The organism is Clostridium sp. YIM B02551 (assembly GCF_022324735.1).
GTDB classification, from domain to species: Bacteria; Bacillota; Clostridia; order Clostridiales; family Clostridiaceae; genus Clostridium_T; species Clostridium_T paridis.
The window spans coordinates 105819-131476 of sequence record NZ_JAKGTF010000010.1 but is presented as its reverse complement, the minus strand read 5'-3'; the positions used below and the strand labels follow the sequence as shown (position 1 = coordinate 131476).

Genomic DNA, 25658 nt, shown 5'->3' with positions numbered 1-25658 from the left:
ATGAAGATAAGATATAAATTTATAGCTGGATTAGTATTTATACTAATAATTTCGTTAATTGTGATGAATGTTGCCATAACAAATGTTTTAAATTCTAATATGGAGAAGGGGATAAACAATTCTCTAAAGCAAGTAATGAATAGTACAAGTGAATATATTAAATATAAGCTTGTAGCCAATAATTCGAAGGATAAAAAAGAAGCGTTAGTTGAAGAAGGAAATTATATAGTAAAATATATTTCTCTTAATTATCAATGTCAGTGCGATATAACTGATGTAAATAATAAGATAGTTGAAGGAGATATAGAAGAAGAATTTAGAGATATAGTGAAGAAAAGTAGTGATATGGTTTTGCAAGGTAAGGCAGTAGTAGATCTTAAATATAGAAATACTGGAGTAACTGCAGTTTTAACATATCCTATATATATTGAGAATAATTATTTAGGCTTTACAAGTATAGTAAAGGATTATGATGCAGAATATGCAACCTATAGAAATACAATAAATATTATAAATATTATAGAAGTTGGAATATTTATATGTATTTTTATGTTTTTATTTCTTATGACTAATAAGATAACTAAACCAATTAGTAAATTAACAGATGCAATAATAAAGTTAGGTGATGGGGAATATAGTATTTCAATTGATGAGCATGGAAAAGATGAAGTTGCAATACTCGCAAGAGAATTTATAAAGATGAGAGATAGAATAAGAGAGCAAATAGAAACTATTAAATCAGAAGAAGAAAAAGTTTATAGACTTGAAAGGGGTAGAAGAGATTTTTTTAATAGTGTGACACATGAGTTAAAGACACCATTAACAGCCGTATCAGGATATGCTGAATTATTACTAACAGGCATGGTTGAGGATAAAGAATTTGACAAAAGAGCTATTGAGCGGATCTATTCAGAAAGCGAAAGGCTTCATAAATTAGTTTTAGAACTTATAGAAGTATCTAAAGGATTATATGTTATAAAAGAAGATTTTAAGGAAGTAGATATGGGAAAGCTTATTACTCAAAGTTGTAATGATATGAGCATAAAAGCAGAAAAATACTCCTTAAGGATAATTCAAAATATAGGATGCGGAATTGTTAAAGCACAAGAGGATAAAATTAGGCAAGTAATAATTAATATAATTGATAATGCTATAAAGTACTCATATGGTGGAGATGAAATATACGTTAAGTCATATATTGTGGAAGATAGATATTTTATTGAAGTTATAAATAGCAGCAAGCCTATTCCAGATGAAATATTTAATAATATATTTGAACCTTTTGTAAAATCTACTACTAAGACTACTGTAGATAGTAGAGGATTAGGATTATATTTATGTAATGAAATAATTAAAGAGCATGAAGGTGAAATAATTATAGAAAATAGTGATTTAATCAAAGTGAAAATTTCTTTGAAACTTAAATAAAGATATGCAATAGATTTATATACTAAAAATAAAAATACTGACATATTATTAGGAAGAATAATATGTCAGTATTTTTTATGAAGGGTTATTGATCTATATGAAAAACAGCAATATTAAAGAGGTTTTATGGAATAAAACTATAGGAAATATTATTATCGTAGTAGCTTCAATTGTACTAATATATTTGAGTGTTTCATTATATTTTACAAAGCATTTCTTTTTTAATACAGTAATAAATGGAGTAGATGTTTCCTTAAAGTCACATAAAGATGTAGATGGTATATTTGAAAGTCACGTTAAGGGTTATAAGTTACAGTTAAGTGAAAGAAATGGAGTAACAGAAGAAATAATAGGACAAGATATAGATATGAAATATAATGAACATACTAGTATCTCTGAAGTTTATGAAAAGCAAAAGTCAGTTAAATGGATAATAGCAATATTAAAAAAGCAAAAGTATTATGTAAATGATTTATATTCCTACAATAAAGCTAATTTGGGGAATAAGATAAATGAATTAGGTTGCTTAAAGAAAGATATTATTGAACCTAAAAATGTAAGTTTTAAATATTCAAAGGGTTCATATGAAGTGATTGAAGAGGTATATGGTAATAAGGTGCTTAAAGAAAACTTAAATAAAGCCATAGAAAATAGTATACTACAAGGAGACACTAAATTAGACTTAAATAACAATCAATGCTATGAAAATCCAAAGTACACTTTAAAATCTGCCAAGACTACTGAAACTAAAAATTTACTCGATAAATATGTAACAACAAAAGTTACTTATAAATTTGGGAGTAAAAGTGAAGTATTAGATGGAGAGACAATAAGTAAGTGGTTAAGTATCGATGAGAATTTGGAAGTAGTAATAAGCGAAAATGCAGTTAAAGAATATTTACAAGGGTTAGGAAGTAAATATGATACAGTGGGTATAACGAGAAAGTTTAAATCATCTATAGGTAAAATGGTAGAGGTTAAAGGTGGTTTTTATGGATGGAAGCTTAATAGTACAGAAGAAGCAAAGGCATTATTGGAAAATATAAAGATTGGTGAAGTATCAGAAAAGGAGCCTATATATACTCAAAGGGCTTTATATAGGGATGATGATGATATAGGAAGAACTTATGTAGAAATTGATATAACAAGACAACATTTATGGTTTTATAAAGATGGAAAGCTTATAACCCAAGGGGATGTAGTAACAGGAAACCCGAATAGAGGAAATTCTACTAAGCTTGGGACATATATGCTTAATTATAAACAAAAAGGATCAACGTTAAGAGGTGAAAATTATGAAGCAGATGTGACCTATTGGATGCCTTTTAACGGAAATATAGGAATACATGATGCAAGTTGGAGGTATTCTTTTGGAGGAGAGATATATAAGAGTAATGGAACTCATGGATGTGTAAATGCTCCATTATATTTAGCCAAAACAATTTTCGAAAATATCGAAGAGGGAACGCCTGTTATTTGTTATGAAGAGTAGAGGAAGAAGGTATAATATGGATTTACGTTTTGCGTTTAATGAAGATGCAGAGAATTATGATAAGATGAGACCAACATACTGTAGAGAACTATTCAATGATATTATTCAATATTCTGAGCTTAAAAAAGATAAAAAGGCAATAGAGGTTGGAATAGGAACAGGACAAGCAACAACTCCTTTTCTTGAAACTGGATGCATTGTAACTGCAGTTGAATTAGGAGAAAACCTAGCAGAATATTCTAGAGAAAAGTTTACGGAATATAAAAATTTTAAAGTATGTAATGTTTCTTTTGAGGATTTTGAATGTGAAGATAATAGCATTGATATAATTTATTCCGCCACAGCCTTTCATTGGATTCCAGAGGATATAGGTTATCCAAAGGTTCATAGATTATTAAAGGATAATGGAGTAATAGCTCTTTTCTGGAATAAACCTTTTGCAGCTAAAGAGGATGATTTGCTGCACCAAAAGATTCAAGGTATATATCAAAAATACAGGCCATCAAATATGAGAATAGTAGAACCATCTAGTGAGCGTTATAAAAGGATATCAGAAACTATAAAATCCTATGGATTTAAAGATTTAGAAATGAAGTTATATAATGGGAATCGAAAATTTTCTGCCAGTGAGTACATTTCTTTACTAAATACCTATTCAGATCATAGGGCTATGCCAGAACATACAAAGCAATTATTTGAAAGTGAGATTGAACAAGCTATTATTGGCTATGGAGATATTTTTCATATTCATGATACTATAGAGTTATATATGGCAAGAAAATAAATATATAAGAATATAAATGGTCAGGAGAATTTAAGAGTTTCCTGACCATTTATACTTATTATATTTTAAAATCCTCTCGTACTAGCTGCATAAATAAAGACATAGCAGGACTAATCCATTTGTTTTTATGATAGGAATATATAGCAGTGATTTTGGCATCAGAGCATCCTATTTTAAGCTCATTTAATTTATTATTTTCAAGTTCTTCTTCAACTACGAAACGAGGCAAATAAGATATTCCTAAATTGCTAGCAACAGATTTTTTTATTGTTTCAATGCTCCATAATTCTATAGTATTATCTAGGAATATATTATTCTCACGAAAATACCTCTCGAGCATTCTTCTGTAAATACAATTAGTTTCATTTATAACAAGGCTTGTACTTATTTTTTGATTCGATTTGCAAAAATCAACCGCGTCCTTTTCAAATAAAGGAGAACAAACTAAAGCTAAAGTATAATCAGCTAAATCTACTGAAGTCAAGCTATCTTGTGGATTTCCAACATTATATAATAAGCCAATATCGATCTCACCTTTTAATAGCATATCATTTATAACAAAACAGTTTTCAGAAATAATAAACAGATTTACGCTTGGAGCGTGCTCTTTAAATAATTTAAGTACATTTTGTAATTTATATGATATTAATGATTCAGCAATTCCTATTCGTAATTCGCCTTTAATATCATTATGCTTTCCAATGCTTTCAATTTTCTTTATAGTATCAAGTAACTCATTTGTGTAGGGAATCAACTCTCTTCCTAGAGGAGTCAATACCATATTACGCCCGATTTTTTCAAAGATTTTAATTGAAAGTGCTTGTTCAAGTTGCTGAATTTGTGAAGTAACAGTAGACTGAGTGTATCCTATTTTTTCTGCAGCCTTTGAGAAACTGCCTTCTTCAACAATGCTTTTAAATGTTTTAAAATGTCTAATATCCATTTAACTCCCCCTTAAGATATATTTATAATATATTTGTAAAAATGAATTGTCAATTCGGAAATATCAATTTTACAAATATATGGCCCTTTGATAGTATTGATTTACGGAAAGTATAGTGAATGAGTAAGTCACTATAGACACTTTCTATTTAAGTATATTTAGGGGGATTATTATGAACTATATAGCATTTTTATCATTTACACTTTTAACAGCATTTACACCAGGGCCTAATAATATTTTAGCTATGTCTAATGCCGGTAAGCATGGTTTGAAAAAAAGTCAGGGCTTGATTCGAGGGATATTTGCAGGATTCTTTTCAGTCATGATATTATGTAGCTTTTTTAGCGTCGTACTTGTTAATATTATTCCAAAAATAAAACCTATAATGACATATATAGGAGTGGCTTATATTTTATGGCTTGCATGGCACGTAATAAAAAGCAAACCTCAAGAAAAGGTTGAAGGTAAAGAAAAAGTAGATAATTTTATCACAGGCTTTATTCTACAATTTGTGAATGTAAAAATTATATTATATGGAATAACAGCAATTTCTACTTTTGTTACACCTTATTATAATTCATTTCTTTCAATAGGAGTATTTACTATTTTAATTACAATCTTTGGATGCACAGGGGTTTTTACCTGGGCTATGTTTGGGGCTGTATTCCAGAAGTTTTTTGAAAGATATAATGGAATTATTAATACTATAATGGCATTACTTTTAGTATATAGTGCAATTACTTTAGTTATATAGAAATTCCTATGCTATAATACAATCTATGAGTGGAAGGGAGTGATAACTTGAAGTTAGTTGAATTGAAGTCTATATTATTGAAGTCTGCTTCGAATGCTATGAAAATAGAAGGGGAAAATGCCTTAAGCAAGGGAATGATTACTTATTTCAAAAGCAAGAATATAGATAATATATATCATATCTATGGCAAAGTTAGAGATGAAAATAAACCAAAAGAATATGATACCCATATTAAAATCAATCTACAGAAGAAAAGATTAGATGGAGTTGTATGCTCTTGTGATGAGTTCAAAGAATTTGCTTCAAGTGGATATACATTTATGTGTAGTCATTTAACCGCCACAAGTTATAAATTTTTAAGCCTAATATTAAAGGATAAGAAGGTAGAAAGTCAAAATAAAAAAGAGATAGAAGTAAAGGAAGTTAAAAAGTCAGAAAAAGTAAGCACGGCAAGACTCACTAGAATAGTAGAAAAAGATTCTATATATTATCAAGGACAAAAATCATCAAGCAGTGAGAGAATTAAACTTAAGCCGAATGAACTAAGAGCATTCTTAGAGGGGATAGAAAATAAAAAAATTAAATTTAAGTATGATTATATAGAATTTTTAGTTCCAATTTTCCATAAAGATTTACCGATAACCTTTAACTTAAAAGAGGATAATAATCATATTATACTAACAACGCACAAGCAACTTCCTATTTCTCTAAACTCAAATAATGATGTCTATTATTTTAAAAATGAGATTTACTTGCCATCTAAAAATCAAATCGAGAATTATCCAATTATTCATGAAAAACTTAAGCTATATGGAAAGGTTACTTATAAGAAAGATATAAATAACTATAATAAGCTAATTTCCATACTAAGTAGAATTACAAAAGAAATGAATATATCAGAAGGCTTAAGAAATTTTGCAACGAATGTAGCTATTCCAGAATTTAACGTTTATCTGGAAAACAATAAAATATATTGCGATGTGTTTTTAATTTATGGTAACAAAAAAATAAATATTCTAAATGAAAGCAAGAATGAGGATGCGTTTATAAGAGATTATAACAAAGAAGATAAACTCTTAATGAAAATCGAGAAAAATAGTTTTATAAAACATTCTAATAGATTTATGTTTATTGGAGGAGATGAAGAACTATTTAATATATTAAAAAGAAAAGAAAATAGCCTACATTCCTTAGGAAAGGTAATTTTAGGAGAGGGTCTTAAGAAGATGAAACTCTATAATTCAACTTCTATTATTTCAGATTTATATGAAACTGATGGATATTATGATTTTTCATATAGAATAGGGGATATTGGAAAAGATGAATTATACGATGTATTTGAGGCATACAAAGGAAATCTTAAATTTTATAAAACAAAGAGCAATGAATTTTTAGATTTTGAAGATGAGGGAATAAAGCACTTTTTTAATCTTTTTGGAATATTAGATATAAGTGAGAATATTGGAGATGGAAATGTAAAGATAGAGAAAAGCAAAGCATTATATTTATATGAAAATATAAAAAGCAATGTATTAGGAAACATTAAAGAATCCATAGAGTTAAATAAAATAGGAAATAAGTTAACTAATTTTAATAAGTTAGATATAAAGGTGCCTGATAGTTTTATTGGAAGCCTTAGAGAATATCAAGTTAAGGGTTTTAAATGGCTTAAAATGTTGAGCGAGATAGGGTTTGGGGGAATACTTGCAGATGAAATGGGACTTGGTAAAACAGTTCAAACTATAGCGTTCATGTTATCTGAAAGAGGAAAAAGTACCTTAATTATATGCCCAACATCATTACTTTATAATTGGAAAGACGAGCTTGATAAGTTTGCTCCAAGTTTAAAGGTGCTAATATTACATGGAGCAGAAAGACTTGAAAGAATAGAAGGCATAAATGAATATGATGTAATATTAACAACTTATGGAGTTTTAAAAAGAGACATAGGTTATTATAAAGATATTACTTTTGATTATTGCGTCATAGATGAAGGACAAAACATAAAGAATTCTTTAACTCAAAATACTGTGGCTATAAAAAAAATAAATGCTAAAACAAAGTTTGCATTAACAGGAACACCTATTGAAAATAATTTAACTGAGCTTTGGTCTATATTTGATTTTATATTACCAGGTTATCTGTATGCTAAAGAAACGTTTGAAAAAAGATTTGTTCAAAGTGGAGATGAAAATCTAGAGTGGCTTAAGTTGTTAATTAAACCATTTATCTTAAGAAGGACTAAAAAAGAGGTGGTTAGTGAGCTACCAGATAAGATAGAAAAGAAGTTCTTAGTTGAAATGACAGCTCCTCAAAAATCTATATATGGAAATTATATAAAAACAATAAAATCAAAAATAAAAAATGGTAGTGATGATAGGTTTCATATACTTTCATACTTAACTAAACTAAGACAAATATGCTTAGATCCATCGCTTGTATCAGAGGATTACTGTGGGGGAAGTGGAAAGTTAGATATTGCAATGAAACTAGTTAAAGAGCATAGTGCATTAGGTGGGAAAGTTCTTCTATTTTCTCAATTTACCTCTGCATTAGATAAAATTCAAGAGAAGCTAAGCAAAGAAAAAATAGAATATTTTCGCCTAGATGGGAAAACAAAGCCAAAGGATAGAATAAAAATGGTGCAAGATTTTAACAAAAATGAAGATAAAAATGTATTTTTAATCTCATTGAAGGCTGGAGGAACTGGTTTGAATTTGACTGCTGCAAACTTAGTTATTCACCTTGACCCATGGTGGAATCCAGCTGTTCAAGATCAAGCTACAGATAGAGCTCATAGAATAGGTCAAACTCATACAGTAGAGGTAATTAAACTGGTTGCAAGAGGAACTATAGAAGAAAAAATAATTCATCTTCAGGAAGATAAAAAAGAACTTATTAATAGTATTCTTACAGGAGAGCTTAAAAATAGTAGTTTGATTGAAACATTATCTAGAGAAGATTTAATAAATTTGTTTGATAGAGATTATCTTTAATATTTAGTATAAACCCTTGATTGAATATCAAGGGTTTTTTTGATTAATATATTACTTAGAATCAAATATAAGTTGTACTTAAAATAGAATTTAGATAATTACAATAGTATATAACTAAAACCATATATTTCATCAGAAATTTTTGGTAAAATAAAATAAGATTACCAATAGGATTATATAAATACTACTAAAGGAGAATGTTTTATGGGATTACTTGATCTTTTTACGAATCAATTTATTGAAGTCATTGAGTGGACTGATGATAGTAGTGATATGATGGTTTATCGTTTTCCAGTTGCCAACAATGAAATAAAGATGGGGGCACAGCTTACGGTAAGAGAATCTCAAGTAGCTATTTTTGTAAATGAAGGTAAAGTAGCAGATGTATTTGCACCAGGAAGGTACACACTTACGACTCAAAATTTGCCTGTGCTTACTTTGTTAAAGTCTTGGAAATATGGATTTGATTCACCTTTTAAGGCAGAAGTTTATTTTATTAATACAAAGCAATTTATTGATCAAAAGTGGGGGACAACGAATCCTGTAATTGTTAGAGATTCTGAATTCGGGGTTGTTAGAATAAGAGCGTTTGGGGCATTTACATTTAGAGTTAATGATGCATTGACCTTTCTTAAGGAAATATTCGGGACAAATGGAGTTTTTGAAACGGATAGTATAGTAGGACAACTGAGGCGTTCTATTGTTTCAGGTTTTTCAGATATTTTAGGGGAATCTAAAATATCAATCTTAGATATTTCATCTAGCTATGACGAGTTAGGAAAAATGACGCTTGAAAAGTTGCAGACTACATTCAATGCTATGGGACTTCAGCTGAGTTCTTTTTATGTTGAAAATATATCAGTTCCAGAAGAGGTGGAAAAGGCAATAGATAAGAAGTCAACCATGGGAATTTATGGTGACTTAAATAAATATACTAAATTTCAGACAGCTGAGGCAATTAAAGATGCTGCTCAGAATCCAGGTCAAGGAGGCATAAATATGGGGATGGGATTAGGTGCTGGGGCAGCCTTTGGTGCAATTATGACTGAATCATTAAAAAGAGAACCCGAAGCAATAAATTCTACGCAATCAAATGTTAATGTAATGCAATGTCCCTCTTGTGGTCATAAGATTCCAATAGATTCAAGGTTCTGTACAGAATGTGGAAAATCTATAATGCCTCCCAAAGCTAAATGTTTAAAATGTAACGCAGAAATAGAAGAAAGTATGAAGTTCTGCCCAATATGCGGCACTCAGCAGAAGAGAGAAACAGTGTGTGGTAAGTGCGGCAAAAAGGTACCTTTAGGAGTTAAATTTTGTTCCGAATGTGGAGAGAAGATTAATTAGGAGGAAACGATATGGAAAATAACTCACGTCAAAATATTAGTGAAGTTCAAAATTATGTTTGTCAGGGATGCGGAGCAAACATGAAATTTGATCCAGAATCGCAAACATTAAAATGTGAATATTGTAATAATAGTCAAGAGGTATTACCCCAAGATAAGCATATTAAAGAATATGATTTTAAAACAGCAGAAGATATGGCATCAAAAGATTGGGGAATTGAAACCAAAGTAGTTCAATGTACAAGCTGTGGCAGTGAAGTTGTATTTAATAATCTAGAAGTTGCAACTAAATGTTCTTTTTGTGGTTCAGCATATACGGTTAAAAATGAAGCAACTATAGGAATAGCACCTGAGTCACTAATTCCTTTTAAGATTTCAGAAAAAAAGGCAAATGAAATGTTTTCTGATTGGATAAAGAAAAGACCATACGCTCCTGAAGCATTAAGAACCAGCTATAAGAATGATAAGATGACGGGGATATATATTCCTTTTTGGACATATGACGTTGATACTATTTCAGATTACTCCATTGAAGTAGGCAATAATCAGCATATTACTGAGAATTATGTGGTTGATGGCAATACTAAAAAAAGAACAGTAAAAAAGATGATATGGAAAACTAAGAATGGTAAATATTCTAAGTATTATGATGATATCCTAATAAACGCATCTAAACAAATAGATGAGAAGCTCATGAAGGAACTAGAACCTTTCCACTTAAAGGAGCTTGTTGCATATGACCCTAAATTTCTTTCTGGTTTTGCAGCTGAGAAGTATAGTATTGGACTAAAAGAAGGATGGGAAAATGCAAAAAAAGGTGTTGATGAAGATATAATGTCATACATAAAAGAGAATAATAAAGGCGAAAAGATAGGAGATATTAATATATCAACAAGCTATAATGATATAAAGTTTAAGCATATTCTAGTTCCAGTTTGGATTTCTTCCTATACATATAAAAATAAGGTGTATAGGTATATTATAAATGGACAGACTGGAGAAGTACAAGGAGATGCTCCTACAAGCTTGATAAAGCTTCTTTTGGGAATGGCTTTCCTTATAGCAATCGGATATTTCATTTTAAGACATTATAAGTAGAATAATTCATTTAATATAAGAACAGGTTATTTATTAGCCTGTTCTTATATATTGACAAAAGGACTGAATGGAGGTATCATTTTAATAGTGTAAATACACGAAAAGAAAAGGTGATAATATGGATAGAAATATTTATGAAAAAACCTCAGCGTCTTGTAATTGCTTAAATATTAGAAGAGCTTCACAAGCAGTTACTGAAGTTTATGATGAATTTCTTGCTCCAAGTAATTTAAAAATAGGGCAATATTCATTACTTAAACATATAAATCAATCAGGACCAATAAGTGTTAGTGATTTAGCATTATTAATTAGATTAGATCGGACTACGCTTGTTAGAAATTTAAAACCTTTAGAGCAAAGTGGACTTATTGAAGATATATCTAAAAAGGGGTCTAGAAATAGGCAGCTTAAGCTAACCTTAAAAGGAATTGAGACTTATAAAAGTGCTGAAGAGCATTGGAAAAAAGCGCAGAATTTCTTAGAAGAATATTTAGGAAAAGATAATTTAGATACTTTTACAACATTGCTTTCTAAAATTGAGGCATTAGTGCCTTAATTTTTTTAATGCGTATAGTGTATATACACTAAAAGATAAGTATTAGTTATTAGGTAGTTATTGAATATTTAAAAGTAATTAAATAATGGAGGATTTAATATGGAGAATCTAATTAAAAATGAAATTAAAAGATACATTAGGGAAAGTAAAGAAAATTGGTTTGAAGAAATTAATGATACTTATTATGAGGAACCAATTATAAAATTTGCCAATGCCGATGACCCATTATTTAATGAGTACAAAAAAATAATAGGAAAGCATCACTTTACGCCAAAGGAAGCCTTCGAATTAGCATTTGGAGAAGGTAGTTATAAGGGCGGAACTGTTATAAGTATTGTACTTCCTATAAATGAGAAAATTAGGAAAAGTAATAGAGCACAAAAGGAATTTGGTTCAAAGGAGTGGGCATTAACGCGTACATTTGGAGATGAAGTGTTTATTAATGGGTTTGCTAAGTATTTAGAAAATTATTTGGGCGAAATGGGGTATAGGACTATATCGCCACACAAGTCAGAGTGGTTTAAAATACAGAGGGATAGCTCAGGACCAACCTCAAATTGGTCTGAAAGGCATATTGCATATGTTGCTGGATTAGGTACATTTTCTATAAATGATGCATTTATCACAGAAAAAGGAATAGCCGTGAAGTTAATTTCAGTTGTGACAGAATTAAAACTAACTTCGGATGTTAGAGTAGCTAAGAGCCATACTGAAAATTGCCTCTTATGCAGTAAAGGTATATGTGGAGCATGTATTAAAAGATGTCCTGTTGGTGCAATTACTAAAGATGGACATGATAAGATAAAATGCTATATGCATGTATATGGAGAAGAATCAAGTAAGCTATCAGAATCTTATGGTGGAGATCCAAAGTTTGGGTCTGGATGCGGCTTGTGTCAAACTGGAGTTCCTTGCGAAGGAAGAAATCCAATGAAAGTTAAATAAAATATTATTGTACAGTTATTATGAATATATAATTAAAAACCTTGGAGTACTACATATGTCCCAAGGTTTTTATGTGCTTAAGAAATCGGTGTATCAACTTGTTTCATAAATTTTCAGCATATTTTTTATTCTTCTAATAACCTCTAAACGTACGTGCTCAGGCTCTAAACATTCACATTTATCCCCCATTCTAAGCAGCATGTTATACCAATAATCGTCTTCGATAAATTTCAAGTAAACTATGAACTTATTATCCTTATAGGGTTTTATGTTTTCTTCACCAGCAAAGTCTATCATTAGGTGTCGTAGTGATTTATCAATAAGAAGCTTTATAGTTATGTACATTTTCTCTACATCTTTTGATACCTCTAAAGGTGTATAATCAAATTCCCTTGGTATAAAAGTTTCATTAAGAACTTGTAGTGATGAAACACGAGATAGTCTAAATATACGAAAATCTTCTCTAGTGATGCAGTAACATTGTAAGTACCAGTTTGAATTTTTTAAAATCAGCCTATAAGGTTCAACTTTCCTTTGACTCTTATTCCCTTCTTGATCTGAGTAATCAAAGGATACATACTTATTCTCACTTAGAGCTGTTTTTATTTCTTCTACATTTAAGGAAACTTTTTTGTTTCCAAACCAAGGGGAATGATCAATACTAATTTGATTTGATTTTAATTCAATATCACCAATTTGTTCTTCTGGAATTAATCCTTTTACTTTTGCGATTGTATTAAGGATTTCTTCACTTTGAATAGATGAATGAATATTTCCAAGTCCAATTAATAATGCTTGAATATCTGATAGGGTAAAGAGCTTTTTCTCTATTTTATATTGTTCCATAATCCCTATACCACCATTAACTCCAGGATAAGTGACAATTGGGATACCTGCCATATTTATGGTTTCAATATCTCTATATATTGTTCTTGGAGTAACTTCAAACATTTCTGCTAGCTTTGTGGCACTAATTTTTTTGCGTTCAAGTAGAATCATAACAATGGATATTAATCTGTCTATTTTCAATTACATCACCTTAAAAATAATTTTTTTTTAATTATAGCACATAACCATGACATATAGTTGTCATGGTTTCATGTGTTAGTATAAGTGAGTAGAAAATTTATATACAAAAGGAGAATGAAAATGGATTTTTTAAAGGAATTTAATAGACTGATGGAAGAAAGTAAAAATATTGCTCTAGCAACTTCAAAAGACAATTTACCTAATGTTAGAATTTTATCTTATAGTTATGATGCTCAAAATCAAGGAGTCATTTATTTTCTAACTTTCAAAGGAACTCAAAAAACTATTGAATTAGAGAAAAATAACAAGGTATCATTTACTACAATTCCAGATGGGACAAGCGAGGTAATAAGGGTAGCAGATGCTGCAGTAAGTAAATGTGAGGGTGATATAGATAAAATAAAGTCTATAATTATAAAAAAATTCCCAGAGCAAGAAGGGCTAATTTCAAATTCAGGACATATTTTAGATTTTTATGAAATTAAATTTAATGAGGCAAATGTCATATTAGGACCAAATAAAACTGGTAAAGTAACATTATAGTATTTTAATAATAAGGGTTTTAAGTTCAATTAATAAGAAACTCAGCTTTCCCATATTGATTTACTCAGGGGAAGGTTGAGTTAATTGTTATGTATTAAATTATAGGGTATAATTTATACTTAAAGCTAAGGATTATAATAAGGAAGGAATTTAAGAAATGAATTCGAAAAAGAGAAGTATAGTAATAGCATTAATGGTAGCAATGTTTTTAGGCGCAGTAGAAGGAACAGTTGTAACCACAGCTATTCCAACTATAGTAAAAGACTTACAAGGATTTGAAATTATTAGTTTAGTTTTTTCAGTATATTTATTAACATCTGCAATTTCTACACCGATATACGGTAAGTTATCGGATTTATATGGAAGAAAAAATATGCTTACAATTGGAATAATAATATTTTTAGTTGGAAGTTCATTGTGTGGATTATCTCAGAGTATGTATATGCTAATAGCATTTCGTGCGATTCAGGGGTTAGGAGCAGGAGCAATATTTACAGTAACATATACAATAGTTGGAGATGTATTTACATTAGAAGAAAGGCCAAAGGTTCAAGGAAGTATTGGAACTGTATGGGGAATTGCGAGTCTATTAGGCCCTTTCCTAGGAGGGGTATTAATAGATACTCTATCTTGGCATTGGATATTCTTTATAAACCTACCCTTTGGTATATTATCAATAATACTTCTTCAAAGGAATTTAAAAGAAAACTTTGAAAAGAAAAAGCATAATATAGATTTTGCAGGAATCATTACATTATCGTTAGCAATGGTTATATTTTTAAATATCTTCTTATCAGGTGAAAAAGTAAGCATTAATTACAATATATTTATTATTATATCTATGATATTGACGGTTGTACTTTTAGTGATATTTTATATGGTTGAGAGAAAAGCAAAAGAACCGATCATTCCTTTTGATATATTTACAAAAACAACTACATTAGTGAATTTAATAAGCTTTCTAGCGTCAGCAGTACTTATAGGAGCAAATGTATATATGCCTATATATATTCAAAATATATTAGGATTTGATGCTAAAATATCAGGCTTATCACTTGCACCAATGTCAGTATCTTGGCTTATAGCTTCAGTAGTACTAGGAAAATTAATAATAAAATATGGGGCAAAAGCAGTAATATTTATATCTAATGTAATATTATTAATTAGCACAATATTACTACCTACTCTAAGTATTAATTCATCACTATTATTGGTAATGATATATGCAACTATAATGGGTTTTGGTTTCGGTGGAGCATTTACTATACTTACTATAGTTATACAAGAATCAGTGGAATATAATAAAAGAGGTGCGGCGACTGCTGCAAATTCATTGCTTAGAACAATAGGACAAACAATAGGTGTAAGTGTATTTGGAAGTATATTTAACTTGTACATAGTCAAGTACTTTACTAATCGTGGAATTAGTGGAGTAGATCCAAGTAACTTATATAAACTAGTTTCTACTAATGGTGCAGTAACTATGGAGCAAGTAAAGCTTTCTTTGAGTAGTTCACTACATGTTTTATTTGTTATATTTATAGCAATAAGTGTATTATCATTAGTTTTAACAGCTATAATACCTAAAGATGTCAAAGAGGTATAAGAATATTTTATTACTTTCTATTTAGTTACTATGTTACAAAAAAGTGCATACTTTCTTTAAGCTAGTAATCATATTTATAATAAGGATAGAGTGTATTTATATTATATGAGGTGAATAAAATGAAGGTATTACTTATTAATGGAAGTCCAAAAGCTAAAGGCTGTACTTATACTGCGTTAAGTGAAGTGGCAAAGGAACTAGAAAAAGAAAATATAGAAACAGAAATTTTCCATGTAGGAAGTCAACCTATACGTGGTTGTATGGCATGTGGTGGATGTCGTAGAAATGGTGATGGAAAATGTGTGTTTAATGATGACACTGTAAATATCGCGTTAGAGAAGATTAAGGAAGCTGATGGACTTATATTTGGATCACCTGTTCATTATGCAGCTCCATCAGGATTAATTACATCATTCTTAGATAGAGTGTTTTATGCAGGAAACTGCTTTGAAAACAAGCCAGGAGCTGCGATTGTAAGTTGCCGTCGTGGAGGATCAACTGCAGCTTTTGATCAATTAAATAAATATTTTACTATATCTAATATGCCAGTGGTATCTTCTCAATATTGGAATATGGTTCATGGAAATACACCAGAGGAAGTGGTTCAAGATTTAGAAGGGATGCAGACAATGAGAACCTTAGGTAGAAATATGGCATGGCTTTTAAAGTGCATACAAGTAGGAAAAGAAAATGGAGTTAAGTTACCAGAAAGAGAACCAAGACAAGGCACTAATTTCATACGTTAATATAGAAAGCAATCAGTATAATTCAATATTATACTGATTGCTTTTTTATAATTACTCGTTCATAAATTCACATACTGTTTGAGCCATATACTCATCACTTTGTTTCATTCCATCTTTTGCCCATTCAATTAATACATTGTATAGTCCACCTACTAAAAGCGCAATCCATAGTTTCTGTTTTTCAGGAGGATAGGATCTATTACATGAAATATCTTGAGATAAAACATAAAAAGCTTCTATACATTTCTCAAGGAGCATATTGGATAAATTTGATTTAATCAAGTTGGAAATCAACTTATCATGTTTTCTAAAGTACGAAAAGTATAATCGAACATTTTCATAGTTAAATTTATCTTCATGTGGTTTTATCTCGCTAAAGTATTCTTGAAACAGTTCTTCTATATAAGTATTAATAATGTCTTCTTTAACAGAATAATTTCTATAAAAGGCCATTCTTGACACACCAGCCTTTTTTGTTATTTCAGTAATAGAAATCTCATTAAAAGGCTTGTTTTCCATTAGAATCATAAGAGCAGTAAAAATACTTTCCTTAGTTAGCTTATTTTGCATGTTACTTTTTTTATTAGCCATAACAATATCCTCTCTTTTGTAACGTTTCGTACTTGTACTATTGAAATGTTTTTATAGCTACATTATACTATACAAAAAGTAGCGTTACAAATGTAACAGCAAATTAGGAGGATATTATGAAAATATTATATTTTACAGCGTCAGGAAACAATTTATATGTTGCAAAGAGAATAGGGGATGAGTATTATTCAATTCCAAAACTAATAAAGGAAGGAAAATATGACTTTGAAGACGAAAAAATAGGAATAGTATTTCCCGTTTATAATGGTGGAGTACCTAAACTAGTAGAAAAGTTTTTAAGTAAAGCTAAATTTAAAAGCAATTATATATTTGGAATAGCTACTTATGGAATGTATGCAGCATCAGCAACTAGGCATTTATTTGAGATTGGGAAAAGAAATGGAATAGAATTTTCATATATAGATCAACTGCTAATGATTGATAATTATCTTCCAGGATTTGATATGGAAAAACAAAAGAAAAGTGAACCTAAGAAGAATATTGAAGAAAATATAAATAGAATAATCAAAGAAATTAATGAAGAAAAAAAGTATATAAAGAAGCATTCTATTATTGCTGAAGGTATTAGAAGATTAAATAAAAAATTAACTTATGACAATGAATTTCAAAAGAATTTTATAGTGGAAGATAGTTGTAATGGGTGTAAAACCTGTGAAAAGGTATGTCCGGTTAATAACATAAAAGTAGAAGGAAAGCCTGTATTCAATAATAATTGCCAGCAGTGTTTGGCTTGTGCACATAATTGTCCGCAAAGAGCCATAAGACTTAAAAAGGAAAAAGGTACAGCAAGATTTATTAATCAAAATGTTACTTTAAAAGAAATAATAAATGCAAATAATTAGTACTGATATAATTTCCTAGGGAATTATATCAATAACTGAAATAAAAGGCTGAGTAGTATGAATTAGAGTTTATACTACTCAGCCTTCTAAAATATATTTAATAGATTTTTTACTCAATGTTTAATATTTTAGTAGGGTTTTCTATAAGAATTTTATTGAAAACTGTTTCTGAGATCCCCTTTGATTTACAGATAGGAATGAATTTGGTAAATATATTGTTATAAGATCTTAGTTTACTATCCTTAACTACTCCAATTTCATAACAGCCTGCATCTTGTGATATTAATAATCGATCAATTAGATTATCACTAATAAGCTTTTCTAAAAGATTTATTTGTATTTCATAAGGTTCAGGGAAGGCGCTAATGGCATCAATTTCTACCCATATACCTTTCTTAACTAGTTTATATACCGTTGGATAGTCATTTGACCAATCTACATGTAACCATATAAACTTATCAAAAGGAAGGTTCTCTTCTTCGATAATTTCTACTGCCTTAATTGCACTTTTGGAAGAACCTATATGACATTCTATTGGTAAACCTGTAGCAAGACTTGTCCTAGCTGCAGCTCTCAAGAGCTTTTCCTGTAATTCTGAAATAAAACCTTCGTCACCTAAAGCTAGTTTAATAAAGCCAGGATAAATACTTGTACCGTCTATTCCGTTTACAAATTCATTAATCCAAGCTGCTGAAATTTCATCTATAGCTCTATTTTTAATCTCATCAGGTATAAATTTACCTCTATGTTTTCCACCATCCCATGCTCCAGAATTTGTTATTATATTTAGACCTGTTTTTTCAGCACAAGCCTTTAAAACCTCAACGTCTCTTCCAGATCCACACGCAGTAGCCTCCACTAATGTTTGACACCCAAGTTTCTTTAATTCAAGTAGATAAGGTTCCATGGTAGTAACAACTTCCTCAAGAGAATATAGATTTTCTCTAGTATTCTTGGCACCACTCCAATCCCATATTATATGTTCATGCATTAAAGTAATGCCTAATTGAGAGGACTTTATCTTTCCTAAAACAGTATTAATCATAAAAAATCTCCTAACTACAACCTTTGGTACATTATACCAATTAATTTTATAGTCGTATAGGCTCAAGTTAATAATATTAAGTGGACTAATTATGCGTATGAATATATACGAATGAGTTATGCTATAATTGAAAATATTATAGTAATAAATTTATAGAGTCTTGATAGATAGGAGGAAATATGAAATTAGATAGTATTATCTTTGATTTGGATGGAACTATATGGGATTCAACAAGCAGTATTATAGATTGCTGGAATAAAACTTTAGATAAATATGATGAGGTAAATAATAAATTAACCATTGATGATATGAAAGGTATAATGGGATTAACTCAAGAAGAGGTTGGAAAAAAGCTATTTCCATACCTTGATGATGCTAAGAAGGCTGAAATAATGGAAGATTGTTGCAAAAGAGAATGTGAACACTTGGAACAGAGTGGAGCAATCTTATATGATAAAGTTGAGGAAACATTAGAAAAATTATCAAAGAAGTATGATTTATTCATTGTAAGCAACTGTCAGTGTGGGTATATAGAAGCGTTTTATAAGTATCATGGACTTGAGAAGTACTTTAAAGATCATGAGAGTTCTGGAAATACTGGATTAAATAAAGGGGAAAACATTAAATTAATAATAGAAAGAAATAATTTAAAGGCTTCTGTGTATGTAGGAGATACCGAAGGAGACTTAAAAGCAACAAAAGTTGCAGGTATACCTTTTGTTTATGCAAGATATGGTTTTGGGGATGTTGAAGAATATGATTATGTTATTGATAACTTTCAGGATTTATTAATGTTTATATGAGGCAAAAAGAAGAATCTATTTATTTTAGATTCTTCTTTTTCTGTAAAGCTATAGTAGATTATATGTTAAATTTAACACCAGTAAGATTTTCACTAAGCTGCCATAGCCTGTTAGCTAGTTCAGAATCTATAGCCCATGGACGAACCCCATTTCCTTTCAAGCTATCTGATGGAACAGCTTCAGCTATATTACAGTCTTCACAGTAAACTCCCCCTAATCCTTCAAGCTTAGGATTGGTTGCACACCAAACGCTTGTAGCTGCTCCTTGCTCAATATTTTTAAACGCATCAGCATTTTTATTTTCATTAAGTTTTTTGTTGTTACTTTCTATTTGCTTTGGAGCGACTTTCCCGTCTTCAGAAAATCTTCCTAAATCAGTTGTTGGAATTAATCCAGGATGGACTGCAAATGCTCTTACTCCATACTCTTTACCCAGTCTATCAAGCTCTACGGCAAAAAGCACATTTGCTGATTTAGACTGAGCATAAGCTTTCCATTTATCATATTCAGTATTTTGAAAGTTTGGATCTTCGAATTTAACACCTCCTAAACGTTGGGCTCTAGAAGATACAGCAATAACTCTTGCCTCTCCAGATTTCTTCAAGGCTGGCCAAAGTTTAGCAGTTAAGTGAAAGTGTCCAAGATGATTGGTAGCAAATTGAGACTCGTATCCTCTTTTATCTCTCATTAGAGGAGGTGCCATTATTCCTGCACTGTTTATTAAAATATCTAATTGTTCTCCAGAGGCTAAAAATCTTTCAGCGAAGGCATCAATAGAATTAGGATCCATAAGATCTAGGGTTTCTAATTCAATTTTTTCAATTCCTTTCACTGCTTCTTTAGCTTTTTCAATGCTTCTTGCAGGAACTATCACTTTAGCCCCAGCTTCTGCTAATATCTTAGCTGTTTCTAACCCAATTCCCGAGTACCCTCCTGTAACAATTGCAACTTTACTCTGTAAGGTTATTCCTTTAATAACTTCTTTTGCAGTTGTATAAAAGTTATATTCTGAGTTTATTGGTGTTTGAATGGTTTTATCCATAGTATTCATCCTTTCTATAAATCAAATTTTTCATGATGATATAAGTATATTTCTTAGAGTACACTCTAAGTCAATGGGGATTTTATAGAAGTTGATTTTTAATTATAACAACGTTTATAATGAGTACTATATTTTAGTTAAAACAAAGATTATTCTTAAGGGGTGAGTGTATGAGTTACTCAATAAAAGAAGTATCCCAAAAGTTTAATATATCATCTTATACATTAAGGTACTACGAAAAGGAAGGGTTAATCCCATCAATTAAGCGTAATGAGAGTGGTAGAAGATTGTATACAGAGGATGACTTAGGATGGATTCAGATTATTGATTGCATGAGAGCAACAGGAATGTCTATTGCTTATATAAAAAAATATGTTGATCTTTGTGCTAAGGGTGAAGATACTATATCGGAAAGGCGTAAGATAATACTTGATCAAAAAAATGTAATAGAGGAACAGTTAAAGAAGTATAATGAACTTCTTAATTTAGTAGACTTAAAGTTAGATTATTATGATGAGAAGATTACAAAGGATGAACTAAGAAAGATTTTGAATGAGAAAAAGAAATAATACTTTATTAAAGTATAAAAGCAATCTAGAATGAGTAATTCTAGATTGCTTTTATATTACCTTTTTAAGATTTTACTTTAGGCATTATTCTATATATTTCAAGTAGAATAATATTTAAAGATACCCATACACCACCGAAAATATATCCTGCATATACATCACTTGGATATTCAGTTTGAAAATATAGTGGATTAAGACCAGATAAAATACAAACTAATATGGTTATTAAAACTAGTGCAGTATTAATCCAAGTTTTCTTAGCGTGACGTATTAGTATAAAGGTAATAAAAGAGTACGTAATTATCGCTATTAACGATTCCTTGCTAGGGAAGCTATATTGAATATTTCCTAATATATTTGATGATGGACTTATACGTTTAAAAATATATCTTAGGATTGATAGATAGACCTCTCCACCAACAATTGTAATAAGCAAAAATCGTATTTCAAGAAACTTATCAATGCCTTTTCTAGCAATATATATAATCATAAGAAATATTAATGGAATGATTACTTTAATAGAAGTCAAATAACTTAGAAGGCTTATTAAAAAGTCCCAATTTTCATCAAAAACTACACTTACTAAGTAAGTAGTAATCCTATCAAATTGTTGAAGTTCATTGGCTAAGTAGTCTTGAATTAATCCAATTACAAGAGCGAAAAAACCTAAAAAAGCAACAGAGATAAAAGCTATAGTAACCTTTATCCTTCCCAGAGAATGAAATGTAGTGAGAGCTTTCGCCATATACTTATAGGCGAATTCTATTATTTGATCTTTATGATTCTTATAAGAATAAATAATAACCAAAATAATTAGAATAACTAAGCTTCCGATAAGTAGATATTTTGATATATAGCCATGGAATTTTTCCCAATTGGGCCCTAGAAATTTACCTAAGGAAATAAAAGTAGATGCCCATATTAGTGCTCCAACATATGCATTAGTAGAAAACTTTTTATAAGATATTTGTGTTATTCCTGAAAAGTAGCCAGTTATATGTCTAACTCCAGGAATAAAGTAAGCAAAAATCAACAATCTATTTCCATAGGAATTAAACCATGATGAGGTTTTTTCTAGTCTTTCTTGCCCAAGATGAATATATGAACCGTATCTCTTAAAAAAGTTTAATCCGAGTTTAGTTCCTGCAAAATAAGAAATTGTTATTCCTAAGGCTGCTCCTGAAGATGCTACTAATATGCTTAAAGGCCAGCTCATTTTAGAGTCATATACAAGAAACCCACAATAGGTCATTATAAGTTCTCCAGGTAGAGGGAAGGCAATTAATTCTAAAGTTAAAGCAAAAAATAAAATCATATATCCATATTGATTAATTAATTCTAATACAGTGTGCAAAGTATCACATCCTTAATTATGCACTTTAAATATATATAAATCAGTTCTTCTCAATTATTATCATACATAAAGATTAAAATATTATTAGAAAATAATTAAATATTAATTAGGATAAGAAAATCCTGATATTTGATGATATGAAGATTATACGCGTTTAGATATAGAAAACCACAGGGAAGAATGTTATTAAATAATTCTACTATTTTGGGATAAAAGTTGTCAAAGCAGCGAACATCACTGCTAAAAGAAAACATAGTAAAAAGAGGGTGCTTCTCATTTATAACAATGAGTGAGCATCCTCCCATTTTTATTTAATTCAACAGTTAATTTTTTCTTCAAACCAGGTGTAGGAAACAATTGCTTTGGCAGGTTCATTAGGTGCTTCTGGATTGGATAAATCAATTAAGAAAGAGCCGCCAGGAGCAAATATGAATTTACCAAACTCTACATCTCCAACTGTAGTGTTGGCTTGAGCTCTTCTAACAAAAGCTTTGACGCCATCTTCAGGCTCGCTAGTTACATTAGTAGCTTGAAGAAATTTTACCTTTGGTTTTGGTAGTGGACATAGAGCTGTGTTGCCAGGAGCAACAGTCAATACGCGCATTGGTTGGCCTGTTGGATAACTATTAAACCATATTTGAGCCCTTATTGGAGAATTTCCAGTGTTCGCTACTTCCCAAGAATAAACGAAGAAATTAACATTTGAGTTAAATGGATTAAATAAACCAGCCCATGCTCTTGTTCCATTTCCAAAGATTAATTCATCTGTAGATCCTAAGAAAAAATTCCCTTGAATAGACTGATATAAATCATAGGACATACTGGCTACTTGAGTTATTGGATTGGGCAAGTTTATAGAGCTTTGGAATTTATTACAGAAGTCCATTCTATAGGCACCTCCTATTTTCATTAGTTTTTTCTTCACTCCATCCAAAGGCAACACGTCCCATTCCAGTTCCTATTGTTCCTTTGGGATAAGATATAGTAACAATTAATGAGCCTCCAGGAGAAAATATCAATCTACCATTTTCATCACTAGCAATTGTAACCTCAGGATTAACTTCTCTTACATATACATTAGTTCCATCTTCAGGTTCACTTAATGCATTATTTCCTTGGAGTAGTAATACTTTTGGCACAGGCAATGGATGAATAGCAGTATTAGCAGGAGTAACGAATTCAGATTTTGTTGGGGTACTAGGAGGGGTAGCATTAACCCATACCCTAGCAATTAGTGGAGCTTCTCCAATATTTGTAACTGTCCAAACAAAAGCAAAAAGATTTACTCCAGAGTTAGGTGGATTAATTAATCCAGCCCAGGCAATGTTTCCACTTTCAAACTCCATATTATCAGCATATCCTACAAAGTATTTGCCTTGAAGTGACAAAAATAAAGGGTTAGCCATGCTAGCAACTTGAGTTATTGGATTGGGCAAAATAATTGAGTTCCTATAATTTGTACAGTCTTCCATTTCGATCACATCCCCCATTAAAATATAAGATTTTGGAAAACCTTCTTCTCTTATAATATGTAAAATATTTAACATTTGTGAGATATATATTAGTATAAAAATTACCAAATTAGGAATATTACATATGAAAAGCAATTGTATACTTAAGGAGGAATATCACTTTGATATTTAATTCAATTAGGTTTTTAATATTTTTTCCTGTTGTAACCATTATTTACTTCATAATACCTTTTAAGATTAGATGGGTATGGTTATTAGTAACTAGCTATTATTTCTACATGTGTTGGAGTCCTAAATATGCATTAGTATTAGGGTTTTTAACTATAGTCACGTATTTAAGTGGGATATTAATAGAAAATGCAGATAAGATAAGTGATGAAAAAAAGTCCAGAATGATAAAGAAGACATGGGTTTTTATGAGCTTTATGATTAATTTAGGAGTGTTATTTTTATTTAAATACTATAACTTTTTTAACTTCAATATAAAAAGAGTATTTTCTCTATTTAATATATCAATAGCAACACCAACTTTTGATTTTTTATTGCCAGTGGGCATATCCTTTTATACATTTAAAGCACTAAGTTATACCATGGATGTTTACAGAGGAGACGTAAAAGTTGAAAAAAATCTAGGTAAATACGCCTTATTTGTATCTTTTTTTCCTCAATTAGTTGCAGGACCAATAGAGAAGTCTAAAAATTTATTACATCAGTTTAATGAAAAACATTATTTTGATTATGATAGAGTAAAAAATGGATTACTTTTAATGCTATGGGGATTCTTTCAAAAGTTATTTGTAGCAGACAGGTTAGCAGTCCTGGTAAATACTGTATACGGTAATCCAGGGAATTATAAAGGCTTCCAAACAATTATAGCTACGGTATTTTTCACATTTCAGATATACTGTGACTTTTCATCTTACTCAGATATAGCTATTGGAGCGGCAGAGGTTATGGGTTTTAGATTAAAATATAACTTCAAACAACCGTATTTTTCGCGATCTATAAAAGATTTTTGGAGGAGATGGCATATCTCATTAAGTGAATGGTTTAAGGATTATTTATATATACCACTAGGGGGGAATAGATGTGGTAAACTAAGGACCTATACAAATTTAATGGTAGTTTTTTTATTAAGTGGATTATGGCATGGTGCTGCAATAAATTTCATAATCTGGGGCGTACTTCATGGAACTTATCAAGTACTAGGAGATATATTTAAGCCAATGAAAGTGAAACTCACTAGTATATGCAAGGTGCGAACAGAGGTATTTAGCTATAAACTACTTCAAGTCTTAGTGACATTTATATTAGTGAATTTTGCATGGATATTTTTCAGAGCAAACTCATTCAACACAGCGAAAATTATGATTAGAAATATGACTTATTTTAATCCATGGCAGCTTTCAGCTGATTCTATCAGCAAATTGGGTATGGACTCAAAGGATTTCTTGATATCAATACTTGGTATAGCAATTGTATTAATTATAAATGTAATGCAAGCAAAAGGGAGCTTGAGAGGTAAACTGGAAGAACAAAATACAGTATTTAGGTGGGTTGTATACTTTAGCTGTATTATTTTTATATTAGTTTTTGGAGTATATGGAGAAGGATATAATCCACAACAATTTATCTATTCCCAGTTTTAGGAGG

The 25658-nt window shown here is 30.2% G+C and carries 24 protein-coding genes; 16 read left to right on the top strand and 8 right to left on the bottom strand.

What is annotated here, in order from left to right:
- The 3 genes from L1S47_RS13335 (at window position 1) to L1S47_RS13325 (ending at window position 3704) form a co-directional block, all read left to right on the top strand.
- Entirely contained in the window at window positions 1-1428 is a 1428-nt protein-coding gene (locus L1S47_RS13335) for a HAMP domain-containing sensor histidine kinase (RefSeq protein ID WP_238884028.1), read from the top strand.
- Window positions 1429-1525: 97 nt separating this feature from the next.
- Window positions 1526-2920, top strand: a complete 1395-nt coding sequence (locus L1S47_RS13330) for a L,D-transpeptidase family protein (protein WP_238884027.1) — start codon at window positions 1526-1528, stop codon at window positions 2918-2920.
- 16 nt (window positions 2921-2936) lie between these two features.
- Complete coding sequence (locus L1S47_RS13325; protein WP_238884026.1) at window positions 2937-3704, top strand: class I SAM-dependent methyltransferase; 768 nt, start codon at window positions 2937-2939, stop codon at window positions 3702-3704.
- A 58-nt stretch (window positions 3705-3762) separates the two neighbouring features.
- Here the strand turns inward: L1S47_RS13325 and L1S47_RS13320 are convergent, their stop codons facing one another.
- Window positions 3763-4647, bottom strand: coding sequence for a LysR family transcriptional regulator (locus tag L1S47_RS13320; RefSeq protein WP_238884025.1), 885 nt, complete (start codon window positions 4645-4647; stop codon window positions 3763-3765).
- Between the two features lie 172 nt (window positions 4648-4819).
- Between L1S47_RS13320 and L1S47_RS13315 the strand changes: the two genes are divergently transcribed.
- From L1S47_RS13315 to L1S47_RS13290, 6 genes are all read left to right on the top strand, one after another.
- Window positions 4820-5401, top strand: a complete 582-nt coding sequence (locus L1S47_RS13315; RefSeq protein ID WP_202768958.1) for a LysE family transporter — start codon at window positions 4820-4822, stop codon at window positions 5399-5401.
- 47 nt (window positions 5402-5448) lie between these two features.
- Window positions 5449-8397, top strand: coding sequence for a DEAD/DEAH box helicase (locus L1S47_RS13310; protein WP_238884024.1), 2949 nt, complete (start codon window positions 5449-5451; stop codon window positions 8395-8397).
- Between the two features lie 204 nt (window positions 8398-8601).
- Window positions 8602-9744: an SPFH domain-containing protein gene (locus L1S47_RS13305; protein ID WP_238884023.1), complete on the top strand. Its 1143-nt coding sequence runs from the start codon at window positions 8602-8604 to the stop codon at window positions 9742-9744.
- Window positions 9745-9755: 11 nt separating this feature from the next.
- Window positions 9756-10841: a hypothetical protein gene (locus L1S47_RS13300; protein ID WP_238884022.1), complete on the top strand. Its 1086-nt coding sequence runs from the start codon at window positions 9756-9758 to the stop codon at window positions 10839-10841.
- Window positions 10842-10959: 118 nt separating this feature from the next.
- Window positions 10960-11397, top strand: coding sequence for a MarR family winged helix-turn-helix transcriptional regulator (locus L1S47_RS13295; RefSeq protein ID WP_238884021.1), 438 nt, complete (start codon window positions 10960-10962; stop codon window positions 11395-11397).
- Window positions 11398-11496: 99 nt separating this feature from the next.
- A complete protein-coding gene (locus L1S47_RS13290; protein ID WP_238884020.1) occupies window positions 11497-12342 on the top strand; it encodes a (Fe-S)-binding protein in 846 nt (281 codons plus the stop codon).
- Window positions 12343-12435: 93 nt separating this feature from the next.
- Here the strand turns inward: L1S47_RS13290 and L1S47_RS13285 are convergent, their stop codons facing one another.
- On the bottom strand, window positions 12436-13371 hold the full coding sequence (locus L1S47_RS13285) for a YafY family protein (RefSeq protein ID WP_238884019.1): 936 nt from the start codon (window positions 13369-13371) through the stop codon (window positions 12436-12438).
- Window positions 13372-13491: 120 nt separating this feature from the next.
- On the opposite strand from L1S47_RS13285, the gene L1S47_RS13280 reads away from it, so the two are divergent.
- The 3 genes from L1S47_RS13280 (at window position 13492) to L1S47_RS13270 (ending at window position 16266) form a co-directional block, all read left to right on the top strand.
- Window positions 13492-13914: a pyridoxamine 5'-phosphate oxidase family protein gene (locus L1S47_RS13280; RefSeq protein WP_238884018.1), complete on the top strand. Its 423-nt coding sequence runs from the start codon at window positions 13492-13494 to the stop codon at window positions 13912-13914.
- A 157-nt stretch (window positions 13915-14071) separates the two neighbouring features.
- On the top strand, window positions 14072-15520 hold the full coding sequence (locus L1S47_RS13275; RefSeq protein ID WP_238884017.1) for an MDR family MFS transporter: 1449 nt from the start codon (window positions 14072-14074) through the stop codon (window positions 15518-15520).
- Window positions 15521-15639: 119 nt separating this feature from the next.
- Window positions 15640-16266 (top strand): flavodoxin family protein, encoded by a 627-nt coding sequence (locus L1S47_RS13270; RefSeq protein WP_238884016.1) that lies wholly within the window; start codon window positions 15640-15642, stop codon window positions 16264-16266.
- Between the two features lie 51 nt (window positions 16267-16317).
- Here L1S47_RS13270 and L1S47_RS13265 read toward each other — a convergent pair whose 3' ends face one another.
- Complete coding sequence (locus tag L1S47_RS13265) at window positions 16318-16857, bottom strand: TetR/AcrR family transcriptional regulator (protein WP_238884015.1); 540 nt, start codon at window positions 16855-16857, stop codon at window positions 16318-16320.
- 116 nt (window positions 16858-16973) lie between these two features.
- Between L1S47_RS13265 and L1S47_RS13260 the strand changes: the two genes are divergently transcribed.
- Window positions 16974-17720, top strand: a complete 747-nt coding sequence (locus L1S47_RS13260) for an EFR1 family ferrodoxin (protein ID WP_238884014.1) — start codon at window positions 16974-16976, stop codon at window positions 17718-17720.
- 109 nt (window positions 17721-17829) lie between these two features.
- Here L1S47_RS13260 and L1S47_RS13255 read toward each other — a convergent pair whose 3' ends face one another.
- Complete coding sequence (locus tag L1S47_RS13255) at window positions 17830-18765, bottom strand: phosphotriesterase (RefSeq protein WP_238884013.1); 936 nt, start codon at window positions 18763-18765, stop codon at window positions 17830-17832.
- A gap of 179 nt (window positions 18766-18944) precedes the next feature.
- Between L1S47_RS13255 and L1S47_RS13250 the strand changes: the two genes are divergently transcribed.
- Window positions 18945-19568: an HAD family hydrolase gene (locus tag L1S47_RS13250; protein ID WP_238884012.1), complete on the top strand. Its 624-nt coding sequence runs from the start codon at window positions 18945-18947 to the stop codon at window positions 19566-19568.
- A 58-nt stretch (window positions 19569-19626) separates the two neighbouring features.
- On the opposite strand, the gene L1S47_RS13245 is transcribed toward L1S47_RS13250, so the two are convergent.
- Complete coding sequence (locus L1S47_RS13245) at window positions 19627-20610, bottom strand: oxidoreductase (protein ID WP_238884011.1); 984 nt, start codon at window positions 20608-20610, stop codon at window positions 19627-19629.
- A 170-nt stretch (window positions 20611-20780) separates the two neighbouring features.
- Between L1S47_RS13245 and L1S47_RS13240 the strand changes: the two genes are divergently transcribed.
- Window positions 20781-21179 carry a MerR family transcriptional regulator gene (locus L1S47_RS13240; RefSeq protein WP_238884010.1) on the top strand — a complete coding sequence of 133 codons (399 nt, stop codon included), beginning with the start codon at window positions 20781-20783 and terminating at the stop codon, window positions 21177-21179.
- 64 nt (window positions 21180-21243) lie between these two features.
- Here L1S47_RS13240 and L1S47_RS13235 read toward each other — a convergent pair whose 3' ends face one another.
- The 3 genes from L1S47_RS13235 to L1S47_RS13225 form a co-directional block, all read right to left on the bottom strand.
- Complete coding sequence (locus tag L1S47_RS13235) at window positions 21244-22533, bottom strand: VTT domain-containing protein (protein WP_238884009.1); 1290 nt, start codon at window positions 22531-22533, stop codon at window positions 21244-21246.
- Between the two features lie 316 nt (window positions 22534-22849).
- Window positions 22850-23419 carry a DUF6143 family protein gene (locus tag L1S47_RS13230; RefSeq protein ID WP_238884008.1) on the bottom strand — a complete coding sequence of 190 codons (570 nt, stop codon included), beginning with the start codon at window positions 23417-23419 and terminating at the stop codon, window positions 22850-22852.
- 1 nt (window position 23420) lies between these two features.
- Complete coding sequence (locus tag L1S47_RS13225; RefSeq protein WP_238884007.1) at window positions 23421-24005, bottom strand: DUF6143 family protein; 585 nt, start codon at window positions 24003-24005, stop codon at window positions 23421-23423.
- 161 nt (window positions 24006-24166) lie between these two features.
- Here L1S47_RS13225 and L1S47_RS13220 point away from each other — a divergent pair, with 161 nt between their 5' ends.
- On the top strand, window positions 24167-25654 hold the full coding sequence (locus tag L1S47_RS13220; RefSeq protein ID WP_238884006.1) for an MBOAT family protein: 1488 nt from the start codon (window positions 24167-24169) through the stop codon (window positions 25652-25654).
- Window positions 25655-25658: the final 4 nt, after the last annotated feature.

Excerpts from the sequence above, each read along its gene's own strand:
- L1S47_RS13335 (WP_238884028.1), top strand. The coding sequence starts at position 1 with ATGAAGATAAGATATAAATTTATAGCTGGATTAGTATTTATACTAATA.
- L1S47_RS13330 (WP_238884027.1), top strand. The coding sequence starts at position 1,526 with ATGAAAAACAGCAATATTAAAGAGGTTTTATGGAATAAAACTATAGGA.
- L1S47_RS13325 (WP_238884026.1), top strand. The coding sequence starts at position 2,937 with ATGGATTTACGTTTTGCGTTTAATGAAGATGCAGAGAATTATGATAAG.
- L1S47_RS13320 (WP_238884025.1), bottom strand. The coding sequence starts at position 4,647 with ATGGATATTAGACATTTTAAAACATTTAAAAGCATTGTTGAAGAAGGC.
- L1S47_RS13315 (WP_202768958.1), top strand. The coding sequence starts at position 4,820 with ATGAACTATATAGCATTTTTATCATTTACACTTTTAACAGCATTTACA.
- L1S47_RS13305 (WP_238884023.1), top strand. The coding sequence starts at position 8,602 with ATGGGATTACTTGATCTTTTTACGAATCAATTTATTGAAGTCATTGAG.
- L1S47_RS13300 (WP_238884022.1), top strand. The coding sequence starts at position 9,756 with ATGGAAAATAACTCACGTCAAAATATTAGTGAAGTTCAAAATTATGTT.
- L1S47_RS13295 (WP_238884021.1), top strand. The coding sequence starts at position 10,960 with ATGGATAGAAATATTTATGAAAAAACCTCAGCGTCTTGTAATTGCTTA.
- L1S47_RS13290 (WP_238884020.1), top strand. The coding sequence starts at position 11,497 with ATGGAGAATCTAATTAAAAATGAAATTAAAAGATACATTAGGGAAAGT.
- L1S47_RS13280 (WP_238884018.1), top strand. The coding sequence starts at position 13,492 with ATGGATTTTTTAAAGGAATTTAATAGACTGATGGAAGAAAGTAAAAAT.
- L1S47_RS13275 (WP_238884017.1), top strand. The coding sequence starts at position 14,072 with ATGAATTCGAAAAAGAGAAGTATAGTAATAGCATTAATGGTAGCAATG.
- L1S47_RS13270 (WP_238884016.1), top strand. The coding sequence starts at position 15,640 with ATGAAGGTATTACTTATTAATGGAAGTCCAAAAGCTAAAGGCTGTACT.
- L1S47_RS13265 (WP_238884015.1), bottom strand. The coding sequence starts at position 16,857 with ATGGCTAATAAAAAAAGTAACATGCAAAATAAGCTAACTAAGGAAAGT.
- L1S47_RS13260 (WP_238884014.1), top strand. The coding sequence starts at position 16,974 with ATGAAAATATTATATTTTACAGCGTCAGGAAACAATTTATATGTTGCA.
- L1S47_RS13255 (WP_238884013.1), bottom strand. The coding sequence starts at position 18,765 with ATGATTAATACTGTTTTAGGAAAGATAAAGTCCTCTCAATTAGGCATT.
- L1S47_RS13250 (WP_238884012.1), top strand. The coding sequence starts at position 18,945 with ATGAAATTAGATAGTATTATCTTTGATTTGGATGGAACTATATGGGAT.
- L1S47_RS13245 (WP_238884011.1), bottom strand. The coding sequence starts at position 20,610 with ATGGATAAAACCATTCAAACACCAATAAACTCAGAATATAACTTTTAT.
- L1S47_RS13240 (WP_238884010.1), top strand. The coding sequence starts at position 20,781 with ATGAGTTACTCAATAAAAGAAGTATCCCAAAAGTTTAATATATCATCT.
- L1S47_RS13230 (WP_238884008.1), bottom strand. The coding sequence starts at position 23,419 with ATGGACTTCTGTAATAAATTCCAAAGCTCTATAAACTTGCCCAATCCA.
- L1S47_RS13225 (WP_238884007.1), bottom strand. The coding sequence starts at position 24,005 with ATGGAAGACTGTACAAATTATAGGAACTCAATTATTTTGCCCAATCCA.